The organism is Microbispora siamensis (genome assembly GCF_016863095.1).
Lineage (GTDB): Bacteria > Actinomycetota > Actinomycetes > Streptosporangiales > Streptosporangiaceae > Microbispora > Microbispora siamensis.
Genome location: NZ_BOOF01000041.1, coordinates 53,629 through 67,213, shown reverse-complemented (window position 1 = coordinate 67,213; position 13,585 = coordinate 53,629). Strand labels below are relative to the sequence as shown.

The following is a 13,585-nucleotide window of genomic DNA, read 5'->3' as shown; positions in this document are numbered from 1 at the left end:
GACGCCCGTCAGTTCCCCCACCCGGGGTCCTGCGGCCCGTTCCGCGGCGGGTTCGGGCCGCCCATGGGGGGCCGGCCGGGAGGCGGCGGACCCGGCGGCGGACCGTAGCCCGGCGCGCCCGGCTGCTGCCCGTACCAGGGCGGCACCGCGGGGCCGCCGCCCGGCCACCGGCCCGGCGGCGGGGCGCCCGGCGCGTACCCCGGCGGGGGCACCCCCCGCGCGGCGTTCGCCTGGTGGCGTTCCGGCAGCGGGAACGACATCCGGGCGTAGGCCATGAGATCCGCGAGCGACCGCTGCTGGGCGCGGAAGGTCTCCTCGTCCACCCCGCCCCGGGCCGCGCGGGCGTGCAGCAGCCCGAGCTCGGTGGAGGCGACCTGGTAGTCGATCATCGCCCGTGCCCCGGCCCTGCCGCCGTGGGCCTTGGCCCACGCCCTGGCCTGCCGCCGCCGGCGCAGGGACGACAGCATGAAGATGTCGGCCTGGTTGATCAGCCCGTTGCGCTCGTACGGCGGCAGGTAGTGCTGGATCAGGCCGACGATCCGCCGTCTGTCCCGGAAGATCACGATGATCTCGACGATGAGCAGGATCATCAGCAGCAGGTAGGCGATGGCGAGCCCGCCGAGGCCGCCGAAGGAGGCGAAGCCGTTCCAGAGGCCGTGCAGCAGCATGGCGCCGATCCACCCGATGACGATGACGACGACCCCCACCGCGCCCCCGCGCTGGGCGGCGTACGCCACCGCGATGCCGATCAGGGAGGTGAACAGCGGATGGGCGAACGGCGACAGCACGGCCCGCAGCACGAGCGTGGCGGCCAGCCCCTGCGCGCCGTTCTCCTCCAGGGCGGCCAGGTAGTAGCTGACGTTCTCCGACATGGCGAAGCCGAGCCCGACCATGCTGGCGTAGATGATCCCGTCGGTGGGCCCGTCCAGCTCCTGCCGCCGGAACCACAGCAGCCCGAGCAGGACCAGCCCCTTGGCCGTCTCCTCCACGGGCGGGGCGCCGAACGTCGCGACGAGATTGCGCGCGCTGGTCGTGTCCCCGAGCTGATGGGCCACGTAGACGAGGTTGAGCGAGTTGAGCACGCCGGCGAGCAGGACGGCGATGCCGGCGCCCCAGGCGAACGCGAAGATCAGGTTGCTGCGCGGCTCCGGCTCCATCCGGTCCAAAGCGAGCACGCCCGCGAGCAGCAGCGGCACGGGGGCCACGGCGAGCCCGAGCGCGATGAAGAACTGGACCGGCTCGCCGTTGATGATGTCGAAGGAGAACGACACGAGGGCGCAGATTCCGGCGACGACCAGACCCACGATGAGGCCGATGGACGGACGCTCCCTGAGAACGGCGCGGGGGTCGAGGCCTGCCACTGTGCGACTGTAACCGACCACGCCCGCCGAGGTCCTCCTCCGGCCCCAAAAGATCCCCATGCATTCCGTGCCGGGGCAAGTATCTCGCAGGCCGGGCGTGCCGTCCGTCCCGAGCACGTCCCGGTTGCGGGCACAATGGGCGATCATGGATGTCGCACCACGTGGCGGGCTCGGACGACGCGGTTTCCTCCGGGTCGCGTGCGCCGCCGCCGTCGGCTCGGTCGCCGCATGCGCGCCCGGGTCCCGGGAGGCCTCCGCTCCCGCCTCCCCCGCGCCCTCTCCCGCCCCCACGGCGGCCGGGAAGCCGGTGCCGGAACGGCTGCAGCCGGGCGACCCCGACTGGCGTGTGCGCAGGCGCGGCCCCGACGAGGCGATCGAGGGCTACAGCGACCGCGCGAGCGTGCTGCCCGGGGAGACGTTCGGGCTGCACGTCTCCACCACCGAGGGCCGCTATCGGGTCACGGCCTACCGGATGGGCTGGTACGGCGGGACACTCGCCCGCCGGGTGTGGCGTTCCGGGTGGATGAGGGGACGCGACCAGGGCCGCGGACGACTCGTCGGCGACACCCGCACCGTACGGGCCGGGTGGCGGCGCTCCCTGAGCGTTTCCACCGAAGGCTGGCCCGAGGGGGCGTACCTGCTGCGCCTGGACACCGAGCGCGGCCACCAGCGCTACGTGCCGATGGTCGTGCGCTCGGCCTCCGGAGCCGGCCGCACGGTCCTGGTCCACGCCACCCCCACCTGGCAGGCGTACAACCGGTGGGGCGGCTACAGCCTCTACTACGGCGAGGACGGCCGCTACGAGAGCCGCTCGCTCGCGGTCAGCTTCGACCGGCCCTACGACCGCACCGGGATGGAGAAGTTCCTCATCCACGAGCGGCCGGTGGTGGCGCTGGCCGAACGACTCGGCCTGCCCCTGGCGTACACGACGGGCGGCGATCTGGAGGCCGGCGACGACGTGCTCAGCGGCGCCGCCGCGGTGATCTTCCTGGGACACGACGAGTACTGGACGCCCGGGGTGCGCCGCACGGTGACCGAGGCTCGCGACGCGGGCGCCAACCTGGCCTTCCTGGGCGCCAACACCTGCTACCGCCGCGTCCGCATGGAGGAGGACGGCAGGCTGGTGGTCTGCTACAAGACCGCGGTGGACCAGGATCCGCTGGTCCGCACGCGCCCGTCGCTGGCGACGACCGACTTCAGGGCGGCGCCGAAGGCCGATCCCGAGTCGTCGCTCATCGGGGTGTACTACGACGGCTATCCCGTGGACGCGCCGTTCGTGGTGCACGATCCCGGCCACTGGATCTTCGCGGACACCGGCGTGCGCCGCGGCGACGCGTTCCCGCACCTGGTGGGCGTGGAATACGACCGGGTGAACACGGACGTGCCGACGCCCAGGCCGCTGCAGATCCTCGCCCACTCGCCGGTGACCTGCGTGGGGCGGCCCAGCTTCGCCGACGCGGCCTACTACACGGTCCCGAGCGGGGCCGGGGTGTTCGCCTCGGGGACCATGCGGTGGGCCGAGACGCTCATGGCGGGCACCCGCGACCTGCCGCGGGCCCACGGGATCGACGCCCGTACGCGGGCCTTCGTCACCAGGGCGACGACCAACGTGCTGAAGGGCTTCGCAGAAGGCCCCGCCGCCGAGCGCCTCCCCACGCCCGACGACAACGTCCGCCGTACCTATCGCCGCTGACGCTCACGGCATCGCCAGGGAGCGGCTGCGGGCCGGGCTCCGCCCCTTCCAGGCGGCAGGAGCCCTCGTCTCTCCGGCAGGCCTCCCACGTCGACGCGTTCGCCGGGATCGCGCCGGGTTGCGCTGTGGCGACCTCGACGTGCTGGTCTGCCGGGCTGCCGGGATGCCGATCGAGGAATCCGACCTGATCGCAGACCCCGGTCCCGTTGACGAGTAGATCGACCGGTCGATATAACACTATAGACCGAACGTTCTATCCCTTCCAAGGAGCCGAAGTGCCGCAACGAACCACGGCCGAGGTCATCGACCGCTTCAACCACGCGTTCGTCCGGCACGACCCCGAGATCCTCGACGACCTGATCGCCGAGGACTGCGTGATGGAGGCGATCCAGCCGGCCCCGGACGGGGAGCGCGTCGAGGGACGCCAGGCGTGCCTGACGTTCTGGCGGGCGCTCGCCGGCGACCGCACCACCCAGTTCGGGCCCGAAGAGGTCTGGGTCGACGGCGACCGCGCGACGATTCTGTGGCGCTACCGGTTCGGCGACGGCCCCGAGGACTCGGTGCGCGGGGTGAACCTCATGCGGGTCCGTGACGGGAGAATCTTCGCGGCCCTCGGCTACAGCAAGACCGGCGCCCCCGTCCCGCTCGCCACCGACTCCGAGGCCCGGGCCTGATCATGCGCGGCTACCACCTCGACAGCGGCGCCGGGCTCGCGGGCTGACGATCAGAGACCACCCCGGCCCGGTCCCCGGCGCCGGTCAGGTCGTCGTCGCCGTACGCGCGGCGTCTCTGAGCTTCCGGGAACTGATGATGCTCACGACGCCTACCGCCACTACGCCTCGGGCAAGGCGTTCGGCAAGGTCGTCATCACCATCTGACCGGAACAAAGGACGAGGTCCCGTCCGAACTCCTCTCGGACGGGACCTCGTGGGTGGATCAGACGAACAGGGAGTCGAGCGCGACGGCGAGGAACAGCAGCGCCAGGTAGATGTTCGACCAGTGGAAGAACCGCATCGGGCGCAGGTCGACGCCGGTCTTGCCGGCGTTCACCCGGCCGAGCAGGCGGTAGACCTCCACCAGGCAGACCGCGCCGAGCACGAGCGCGGCGGCCGGGTAGAGCAGGGAGGTGCCGGCGACCGGCCACAGCAGCAGCGAGCACAGCACGGTGGCCCAGGTGTAGGCGACGACCTGCTGGACGACCCGGCGCTCGGTGGTGACGACCGGGAGCATGGGCACGTCGGCCGCCGCGTAGTCCTCGCGGTAGCGCATGGCGAGCGTCCAGGTGTGCGGCGGCGTCCAGAAGAACACGACGCCGAACAGCACGACCGGGGCCCACGACAGCCCGCCGGTGATGCCGGCCCAGCCGATCAGCACCGGCATGCAGCCGGCGATGCCGCCCCACACGATGTTCTGTGACGTACGCCGCTTGAGCACCAGCGAGTACACGAAGACGTAGAAGAGGATCGCGCCCAGCGCCAGCGCCGCGGCCAGTACGTTGACCGCGAGGGCGAGGCCGAGCGTGGAAAGAGTGCCGAGAATCACACCGAATATCAGCGCGCCCGCCGGCGACACGTCGTGCTTGGCGAGCGGCCGTCTGCGGGTGCGCCGCATCGTCCGGTCGATGTCCCGGTCGATGTAGCAGTTCAGGACGTTCGCGCTGCCCGCCGACAGGGTGCCGAACACCATGGTGGCGGCCGCGGTCCACAGGTCGGGCAGGCCATGCGCCGCGAGGAACATGACCGGCAGGGTCGTGATCAGCAGCAGCTCGATGATCCGGGGCTTGGTGAGCGCCACGTAGGCCTTCACGAGCGCCCCGATGGAGCGGGGAGCCGTGGCCGTCGCGGTGGACCCGAGAGGGGCCGCCGTCTGCTTGTTCGTCAGGACCGTCAAGGCGCTTCCAACACGTGCGGGGTCAACGCGTAACCTCTGATTAGGGCGGATCTCCGGGCAGCCTGTCTCCGGGCGGCAGCCGGCACTTGCGAAATCACTGTAGTCGCCACCGCAGGTGGTCCCCGAACCGGGGCCGAAGCCGCAGGCGGCGTTACCGAGGTGGCTACCAAACGGTATTACGAGGAACCCGTTAGGGTCCCCTGTGGGCGGGAAATGCCAGAACCGGCGCGAAAACAAGAGGGGATCGAGCAGTTGAGCAGCGCAAGCCTTGAGTGGAGTGACCTTGACCGGCAGGCGGTCGACGTCGTGCGGGCCCTGGCGATGGACGCCGTGGAGAAGGCGGGATCGGGTCACCCCGGCACCGCGATGAGCCTCGCGCCCGCCGCCTACCTTCTCTTCCAGCGGGTCCTGCGTCATGACCCCTCGGATCCCAAGTGGGCGGGACGCGACAGGTTCGTCCTCTCCTGCGGGCATTCGAGCCTGACGCTCTATATTCAGCTCTACCTGTCCGGCTACGGCCTGACCCTGGACGACCTCAAGGCGCTCCGGCAGTGGGGCAGCCTCACCCCGGGCCACCCCGAGTACGGCCACACGGCCGGTGTGGAGACCACGACCGGCCCGCTCGGCCAGGGCATCGGCAACGCCGTCGGCATGGCCATGGCGGCCCGCCGCGAGCGCGGCCTGTTCGACCCGGACGCCGCGCCCGGCGCCTCGCCGTTCGACCACATGATCTGGTGCTTCGCCTCGGAGGGCGACCTCGAGGAGGGCATCAGCCACGAGGTCAGCGCCCTCGCCGGCCACCAGAAGCTCGGCAACCTCGCCGTGGTCTTCGACTCCAACCACATCTCCATCGAGGACGACACCCAGATCGCCCTGTCCGAGGACATCGCCAAGCGCTACGAGGCGTACGGCTGGCACGTCCTGGAGGTCGACTGGACCGCCACCGGCGAGTACAAGGAGGACGTCCAGGCGCTGTACGACGCGCTGGAGGCGGCCCGCGCCGAGACCGAGCGGCCGACGTTCATCAAGCTCCGCACGATCATCGGCTGGCCGGCGCCGAACAAGCAGAACACCGGCAAGATCCACGGCTCGGCCCTGGGCGCCGAGGAGGTCGCCGCGACCAAGCGCGTCCTCGGCATGGACCCCGACAAGAGCTTCGCGGTGCCCGCCGAGGTGCTGGACCACGCGCGTGAGGTGGTCGCGCGCGGCCGGGCCCTGCGCGCCGAGTGGGACAAGGGCTACCAGAGCTGGCGCGAGGCCAACCCCGAGCGGGCGGAGCTGTTCGACCGCATCTCCAAGCGCAAGCTGCCGGAGGGCTGGGACAAGGCGCTGCCGTCGTTCGAGATCGGCTCGCAGGTCGCCACCCGCAAGGCGTCCGGCGAGGTGCTGAGCGCGCTCGCGCCGGTGCTGCCGGAGCTGTGGGGCGGCTCTGCCGACCTCGCGGAGTCCAACAACACCACGATGAAGGGCGAGCCGTCCTTCATCCCGGACGAGTACCAGACCAAGGAGTTCCCCGGCAACCGGTACGGCCGGACGCTGCACTTCGGCATCCGCGAGCACGGCATGGGCGCCATCCTCAACGGCATCGCGCTGCACAACGGCACCCGCCCGTACGGCGGCACGTTCCTGGTGTTCAGCGACTACATGCGGCCGTCGGTGCGGCTCGCCGCGCTGATGAAGCTGCCGGTGACCTACGTCTGGACGCACGACTCGATCGGGCTCGGCGAGGACGGCCCGACCCACCAGCCGATCGAGCACCTGTGGGCGCTGCGCGCGATCCCCGGCCTGGACGTCGTCCGCCCGGCCGACGCCAACGAGACGGCGGCCGCGTGGAAGGCCGTCCTGGAGCACAACGACCGGCCGGCGGGCCTCGCCCTGACCCGGCAGAACGTCCCCACCCTGGACGGCACGGGCGACCCGGACGCCGTCGCGCGGGGCGGCTACGTCCTGCAGGACGCGTCCAACGGCCAGCCCGCGGTCGTGATCATCGGCACCGGCAGCGAGGTCCAGCTCGCCGTCGAGGCCCGCACGATCCTGGAGTCGCAGGGCATCCCGACCCGCGTGGTCTCGATGCCGTGCGTGGAGTGGTTCCGGGAGCAGGACGCCGCCTACAAGCAGACCGTGCTGCCCCCCGCCGTCAAGGCCCGGGTCGCGGTCGAGGCGGGAATCACGCTGGGCTGGCGCGAGTTCGTGGGAGATGCGGGCGAGGTCCTGGGTCTCGAGCACTTCGGCGCCTCCGCGCCGTACAAGACGATCTACGAGCAGTTCGGCCTCACCGCCGACCGCGTCGTCGCCGCCGCCAAGGCCAGCCTGGCCAAGACGGGCGCCGACAAGGGCGAGACGACCGGAAACTGAGGGACGAAGGATGAATGAGAATCTGAAGCGGCTGACGGACGCCGGAGTCTCCATCTGGCTCGACGACATCAGCCGGGAGCGGCTGCGCTCCGGCAACCTCGCCGCCCTGATCCGCGACAAGAACGTGACGGGGGTCACCTCCAACCCCACGATCTTCGCTTCCGCGCTGAGCAAGGGCGACGCCTACGACGCGCAACTGCGCGACCTCGCCACCCGCGGCGTGACGGTCGAGGAGGCCGTACGCGCGATCACCACGTTCGACATCCGCTGGGCGGCCGACGTGCTGCGACCGGTCTTCGACGCCACCCGCGGCGTCGACGGGCGCGTGTCGATCGAGGTGGACCCTCGCCTGGCCCGCAAGACCGAGGCGACGATCGCCGAGGCCCGCGCGCTGTGGTGGCTGGTCGACCGGCCCAACGTGCACATCAAGATCCCGGCGACCGTCGAGGGCCTGCCGGCGATCACCCAGGCCATCTCCGAGGGCATCAGCGTCAACGTCACGCTGATCTTCTCGCTGGAGCGGTACCGCCAGGTGATGGACGCCTGGCTGAGCGGCCTGGAGAAGGCGAAGGCCAACGGCCTCAACCTGGCCACGATCGAGTCGGTCGCGTCGTTCTTCGTCAGCCGCGTGGACACGGAGATCGACAAGCGCCTCGACAAGATCGGCACGCCGGAGGCCGCCGAGCTGAAGGGCAAGGCCGCCGTGGCCAACGCCCGCCTGGCGTACGCCGCGTACGAGGAGGTCATGAACTCGCCGCGCTGGCAGGCGCTGCGCGCGGCCGGCGCGCACCCGCAGCGCCCGCTGTGGGCCTCCACCGGCGTGAAGAACCCCGACTACCCCGACACCCTGTACGTGGAGCAGCTGGTCACGGCCGGGGTCGTCAACACCATGCCGGAGAAGACGCTGGACTCCTCGGCCGACCACGGCCGGATCTCGGGCGACACGATCCGCCCCTTCTACCAGCAGGCGTGGGACGTCATGGCCTCGCTCAAGCAGGCCGGCATCGACTACGACGACGTCGTCCGCGCGCTGGAGGAGGAGGGCGTCGAGAAGTTCGAGACGTCCTGGAGCGAGCTTCTCGAAACCGTCGACGGCGAGCTGCGGAAGGCCTGAGCTGCATATGACAATCGAGGTGACCCTCGGCGACGAGGCGGACGCCGTCAAGGCGGTCAAGGACAAGCTCGTGGCCGAGGGGGTGCCCGCGGCCCTCGCCGCGGGCGACTCCACGCTGTGGGGCCCGCAGGCGCAGTCCGAGGCCGCGATCCGGCTGGGCTGGCTGGGCCTGCCCGGCACGAGCCGGGAACTGCTGCCGGAGATCGCCAAGCTGGTGGAGCGGGCCCGCGCCGAGGGCCTTGACCACGTGGTGCTCGCCGGCATGGGCGGCTCCTCCCTCGCTCCCGAGGTGATCTGCGCCACCGAGGACGTGCCGCTGACCGTCCTCGACACGACCGACCCGCACCAGGTGCGGCGCGCGCTCGCCGACCGGCTCGACCGCACGATCGTGGTGGTGGCGAGCAAGAGCGGCGGCACGATCGAGACCGACAGCCACCGGCGCGTCTACGAGCAGGCGTTCCGCGACGCGGGGATCGACCCGGCCGAGCGGATCGTGGTCGTCACCGACCCCGGCTCCCCGCTGGAGCGGACGGCGATCGAGGCCGGATACCCGGTCGTGCTCGCCGACCCGAACGTGGGCGGCCGCTACAGCGCGCTCACCGCGTTCGGCCTGGTCCCGAGCGCCCTGGCGGGCGCCGACGTGGCCAGGCTGCTCGACGACGCCGCCGCCGTGGCGCCGCTGCTCGCTCAGGACGAGGGCAACCCGGGCCTGGAGCTCGGCGCGCTGCTCGGCGCGCGGGCGCTGCACGGGCGCGACAAGCTGATCCTGCGCGACGCGCCGTCCGACATCACCGGCCTGCCCGACTGGATCGAGCAGCTCATCGCCGAGTCGACCGGCAAGGAGGGCAAGGGCATCCTGCCCGTCGTCGGCGCCGAGGCCGCCGAGGCCGACGACCAGTTCCTCGTCACCATCGGGCCCGACAGCGGCACGACCGTCGACGGCCCGCTCGGCGCGCAGTTCCTCGTCTGGGAGTACGCCACGGCCGTCGTCGGCCGGGTGCTCGGGATCAACCCGTTCGACCAGCCGAACGTCGCCGAGTCGAAGGAGAACACCACCCGGATCCTGCAGGAGGCCGGGGACGGCCCGCTGCCGACCGGCACCCCGGTGCTCACCGACGGCCCGGTCGAGGTGTACGGCGACCTGCCCGGCGACCTGAAGAACCTGGCCGACGTCCTCACCTGGCTGCTGCGCGCCATTCCGGAGCGCGGCTACCTGGCGATCATGGCGTACCTCGACCGCGAGGCCGCGTTCGACGCGGCGGTCGTCGGCGAGGCGTCCTTCGAGGAGATGACCGAGACCTGGGCGAGCGCCGACGTCGCCACGCTGCGGGCGCTGCTCGACTACCGCACCGACCACGCGGTCACGTTCGGCTGGGGCCCGCGCTTCCTGCACTCCACGGGGCAGTACCACAAGGGTGGGCCGGCGTCGGGGGTGTTCCTGCAGATCACCGGGGCGGTGACCGACGACGTCGACGTCCCCGGCAAGCCTTACACGCTGGGCAGGCTGCAGCTCGCGCAGGCGCTGGGCGACCTGGGAGCCCTGACCTCCCGCGGCAGGCCGGCCGTGCGCCTGCACCTCACCGACCGCGTCGCCGGGGTCAGGCACCTGCTCTCCGTGGCGGAGGAGCTCTGACCATGCGATGCGTTACTGGCGAAGGGCCCGTCCGCAGGGAGGACACATGACGGAGCAACAGGAGCCGCAGGCCCCCGCCGACGACGCCCGGCAGGCGCCGGAGGCGCGCGGCGCCGTGCAGCAGGCGGGGGACGAGCTGACGAGCGCTGAGCAGGCGGTGCTGGCCGCCGCTCAGGCCGCCACGACCGCGACGACCGAGCTGACCATGGCCGCCAACCCGCTGCGCGACCCGCGCGACCGGCGCCTGCCCCGGGTCGCCGGGCCCTGCGTGCTCGTGCTGTTCGGCGTCACGGGCGACCTCGCCAAGCGCAAGCTGCTGCCGGCGATCTACGACCTGGGGAACCGGGGGCTGCTGCCCCCGGGCTTCTCCCTGGTCGGCTTCGCCCGCCGCGACTGGGCGCACGAGGACTTCGCCCAGGTCACGTACGAAGCGGTCAAGGAGCACGCGCGGACGCCGTTCCGCGAGGAGGTCTGGAAGCAGCTCAGCGAGGGCATCCACTTCTGCCCGGGCGAGTTCAACGACGACGGCGCCTTCGACGTGCTCGCCATGATGCTCAAGGAGATCGACGAGACCCGGGGCACGGGCGGCAACTACGCGTTCTACCTGTCGGTGCCGCCGAAGTTCTTCCCGGTCGTGATCGAGCAGCTCAAGCGGACGAACCTGGCCAAGGCGCCCGAGGGCGCCTGGCGCCGGGTCGTCATCGAGAAGCCGTTCGGGCACGACCTGAAGAGCGCCAGGGAGCTCAACGAGATCACCAGCGCGGTGTTCCCGGAGAGCTCGGTCTTCCGGATCGACCACTACCTCGGCAAGGAGACCGTCCAGAACATCCTGGCGCTCCGCTTCGCCAACACGCTGTACGAGCCGATCTGGAACCGGGGCTACGTCGACCACGTCCAGATCACGATGGCCGAGGACATCGGCATCGGCGGCCGGGCCGGCTACTACGACGGCATCGGCGCGGCCCGTGACGTGATCCAGAACCACCTGCTCCAGCTCCTCGCGCTGGTCGCGATGGAGGACCCGACCTCCTTCGACGCCGACGCGCTGCGCCGGGAGAAGGAGAAGGTGCTGCGGGCCGTCAAGCTGCCCGCCGACCTGGCCACCGGCACCGCCCGCGGTCAGTACGTCAGGGGCTGGCAGGGCGGCGAGCCCGTCGTCGGCTACCTGGAGGAGCAGGGCATCTCCCCCGACTCCACCACAGAGACGTACGCCGCGGTGAAGCTGGAGGTGGCCAACCGCCGGTGGGCCGGGGTGCCGTTCTACCTGCGTACGGGCAAGCGGCTCAGCCGCCGGATGACCGAGGTGGCCGTCGTCTTCCAGCGGGCGCCGCACCTGCCGTTCAGCAAGGACGACACCGAGATCCTCGGGCACAACGCGCTGGTCATCCGCGTCCAGCCGGACGAGGGCATCACGGTGCGCTTCGGCTCCAAGGTGCCGGGCACGGCCATGGAGGTCAGGGACGTCAACATGGACTTCGCCTACGGCGAGTCGTTCATGGAGTCCTCCCCCGAGGCGTACGAGCGGCTGCTGCTCGACGTGCTCATCGGCGACCCGCCGCTGTTCCCGCACCAGCGGGAGGTGGAGCTGTCGTGGAACATCCTCGACCCGATCGAGGAGTTCTGGGCCTCCCACGGCAAGCCCGAGGGGTACGCGTCCGGTTCCTGGGGCCCCGCCTCGGCCGACGCGATGCTGGCCAGGGACGGACGCGCCTGGAGGCGGCTGTGAGCGTGGCTGTCAGCGAGGCGCGTCCGGGGTGGAGCGAGCGGAGAGCGGTGTGACGACCTTCAACCTGACCGAGACGACCGCGTCGAAGATCTCTTCGACGCTCACCCGGCTGCGGCACCAGATGGGCGCGCCCGCCGTCGGCATGGTGCTGACCCTCGTCGTGGTGGTGGACGAGGCGGGGCAGTACGACGCCCTGCGCGCGGCCACCGAGGCGGCGCGCGAGCACCCCTCGCGCATCCTCATGGTGATCATCCGCGATCCGGCCGAGCCCAACCGGCTGGACGCGGAGATCCGCGTGGGCGAGTCGGCGCCGGGCGAGGTCGTGCTGCTGCGCCTGTACGGCGAGCTGACCGAGCACGCCGACTCGGTGATCACGCCGCTGCTGCTCACCGACACGCCGGTGGTGGTGTGGTGGCCGGGCGAGTGCCCGGAGGTCCCCGCCAAGCACCCGATCGGGCACCTGGGCAGCCGCCGGATCATGGACGCCAGGTCGGCCGCGGACGCGGTCGCCGCCATCTCCTCGCGGGCCGGCAGCTACGTCCCCGGCGACACCGACCTGGCCTGGACCCGGCTCACGCCGTGGCGCAGCCTGCTGGCCGCCGCCTTCGACCAGCCCATGGGGAAGATCACCGGGGGCGTGGTGGAGGCCGCGGCGGGCAACCCCAGCGCGCCGCTGCTCGCCGCCTGGCTGTGCGACCGGCTGGAGGCGCCGATCGAGGTCGTCGGCTCCGGCGGCCCCGGCCTGACGGGCGTGCGGCTGTCGATCGAGGGTGGCGGCGAGCTGACGGTGAGCAGGAGCGACGCCAGGCTCGCCACGCTGTCGCGGCCCGGCAACCCCGACCGGCGGGTCGCCCTGGCCCGCAGGCCGACCTCGGAGCTGCTGGCCGAGGAGCTGCGCAGGCTCGACCCGGACGACATCTACGCCGCCTCGATCCGCCGCCTGGCGGAGATGAAGGGGCGGGGACGGGCGTGACCGGCGTTCCCACCGTCATCGTCCACCGGGACGCCGAACTGCTGGCCCAGGCCGTGGCCGCCCGCCTCATCACGCGGCTGGTGGACACGCAGGCGGCCCGCGGTTCCGCGCACCTGGTGCTGACCGGCGGCACCGTGGGCATCGCGACGCTCGCCGCCCTCGCGGGGACGGCGGCGCACGACGCCATCGACTGGCGGGCGCTCGACATCTGGTGGGGTGACGAGCGGTTCCTGCCGACCGGCCATCCCGAGCGCAACGAGACCGGGGCACGCCAGGCCCTGCTCGACCACGTTGACGTGGATCCGGCGCGGGTGCATCCGATGCCCGGCCCCGACTCGGGGATGACCGCCGAGGAGGCCGCCGACGCGTACGCGGTGGAGCTGGCCAAGGCGGCCAGGCCGGAGGACCATGGGCCGGTGCCCTCGTTCGACGTGCTGCTGCTCGGCATGGGCCCCGACGGCCACGTGGCCTCGCTGTTCCCGGGCCAGCCGGCCGTCTACGAGGAGGACCGGCCGGTCGTGTCCGTGCACGGCTCCCCCAAGCCGCCGCCGACCCGGGTCTCGCTGACGTTCCCCGCGCTGCGGGCCGCCAGGGAGGTCTGGGTCGTCGCGGCGGGCGAGGAGAAGGCGCAGGCCGTCAGGATGGCGCTGTCCGACGCCGGACCGTTCCAGGTGCCGGCCGCCGGGGCGCGCGGGCGGCAGCGCACGCTGTTCCTGCTCGACCGCGCCGCCGCGCACAAGATCCCACCGTCGCTGGGGCGGATCGCCTCCCCCTGACGGAGATCACATCGGAACGGCCGGGCCGGGGCACACGCCCCCGCCCGGCCGTTCCGGTATGAGA

Annotated in this window: 10 protein-coding genes; 8 read left to right on the top strand and 2 right to left on the bottom strand. The window is 72.0% G+C overall.

The genetic code is table 11. The features are described 5' to 3' along the window. Positions 1–8: 8 nt before the first annotated feature. Positions 9–1,361, bottom strand: coding sequence for a PrsW family intramembrane metalloprotease (locus tag Msi02_RS31345; protein ID WP_204051543.1), 1,353 nt, complete (start codon positions 1,359–1,361; stop codon positions 9–11). A 145-nt stretch (positions 1,362–1,506) separates the two neighbouring features. On the opposite strand from Msi02_RS31345, the gene Msi02_RS31340 reads away from it, so the two are divergent. Beyond that, positions 1,507–3,054 (top strand): N,N-dimethylformamidase beta subunit family domain-containing protein, encoded by a 1,548-nt coding sequence (locus Msi02_RS31340; RefSeq protein ID WP_204051542.1) that lies wholly within the window; start codon positions 1,507–1,509, stop codon positions 3,052–3,054. A gap of 275 nt (positions 3,055–3,329) precedes the next feature. Further along, positions 3,330–3,728, top strand: coding sequence for a nuclear transport factor 2 family protein (locus Msi02_RS31335; RefSeq protein ID WP_204051541.1), 399 nt, complete (start codon positions 3,330–3,332; stop codon positions 3,726–3,728). 262 nt (positions 3,729–3,990) lie between these two features. On the opposite strand, the gene Msi02_RS31330 is transcribed toward Msi02_RS31335, so the two are convergent. Further along, positions 3,991–4,944: a heme o synthase gene (locus Msi02_RS31330; RefSeq protein ID WP_079319896.1), complete on the bottom strand. Its 954-nt coding sequence runs from the start codon at positions 4,942–4,944 to the stop codon at positions 3,991–3,993. Between the two features lie 213 nt (positions 4,945–5,157). Here Msi02_RS31330 and tkt point away from each other — a divergent pair, with 213 nt between their 5' ends. The 6 genes from tkt to pgl all read left to right on the top strand — a co-directional run bounded on the left by tkt (position 5,158) and on the right by pgl (position 13,521). Then, complete coding sequence (gene tkt / locus Msi02_RS31325; protein ID WP_204051540.1) at positions 5,158–7,299, top strand: transketolase; 2,142 nt, start codon at positions 5,158–5,160, stop codon at positions 7,297–7,299. Positions 7,300–7,309: 10 nt separating this feature from the next. Beyond that, positions 7,310–8,413, top strand: coding sequence for a transaldolase (gene tal, locus Msi02_RS31320; RefSeq protein WP_079319894.1), 1,104 nt, complete (start codon positions 7,310–7,312; stop codon positions 8,411–8,413). 7 nt (positions 8,414–8,420) lie between these two features. Next, positions 8,421–10,046 (top strand): phosphoglucose isomerase-related protein, encoded by a 1,626-nt coding sequence (locus tag Msi02_RS31315; protein WP_204051539.1) that lies wholly within the window; start codon positions 8,421–8,423, stop codon positions 10,044–10,046. 205 nt (positions 10,047–10,251) lie between these two features. After that, complete coding sequence (gene zwf / locus Msi02_RS31310) at positions 10,252–11,772, top strand: glucose-6-phosphate dehydrogenase (protein ID WP_143737806.1); 1,521 nt, start codon at positions 10,252–10,254, stop codon at positions 11,770–11,772. A 49-nt stretch (positions 11,773–11,821) separates the two neighbouring features. After that, the gene (locus Msi02_RS31305; RefSeq protein WP_239108859.1) at positions 11,822–12,745 is read left to right on the top strand and encodes a glucose-6-phosphate dehydrogenase assembly protein OpcA; all 924 of its coding nucleotides are present in this window, start codon (positions 11,822–11,824) and stop codon (positions 12,743–12,745) included. Beyond that, positions 12,742–13,521: a 6-phosphogluconolactonase gene (gene pgl / locus Msi02_RS31300; RefSeq protein ID WP_079319890.1), complete on the top strand. Its 780-nt coding sequence runs from the start codon at positions 12,742–12,744 to the stop codon at positions 13,519–13,521. The genes Msi02_RS31305 and pgl overlap by 4 nt, the downstream gene beginning before the upstream one ends. Positions 13,522–13,585: the final 64 nt, after the last annotated feature.

Excerpts from the sequence above, each read along its gene's own strand:
- Msi02_RS31340 (WP_204051542.1), top strand. The coding sequence starts at position 1,507 with ATGGATGTCGCACCACGTGGCGGGCTCGGACGACGCGGTTTCCTCCGG.
- tkt (WP_204051540.1), top strand. The coding sequence starts at position 5,158 with ATGCCAGAACCGGCGCGAAAACAAGAGGGGATCGAGCAGTTGAGCAGC.
- tal (WP_079319894.1), top strand. The coding sequence starts at position 7,310 with ATGAATGAGAATCTGAAGCGGCTGACGGACGCCGGAGTCTCCATCTGG.
- Msi02_RS31315 (WP_204051539.1), top strand. The coding sequence starts at position 8,421 with ATGACAATCGAGGTGACCCTCGGCGACGAGGCGGACGCCGTCAAGGCG.
- zwf (WP_143737806.1), top strand. The coding sequence starts at position 10,252 with ATGGCCGCCAACCCGCTGCGCGACCCGCGCGACCGGCGCCTGCCCCGG.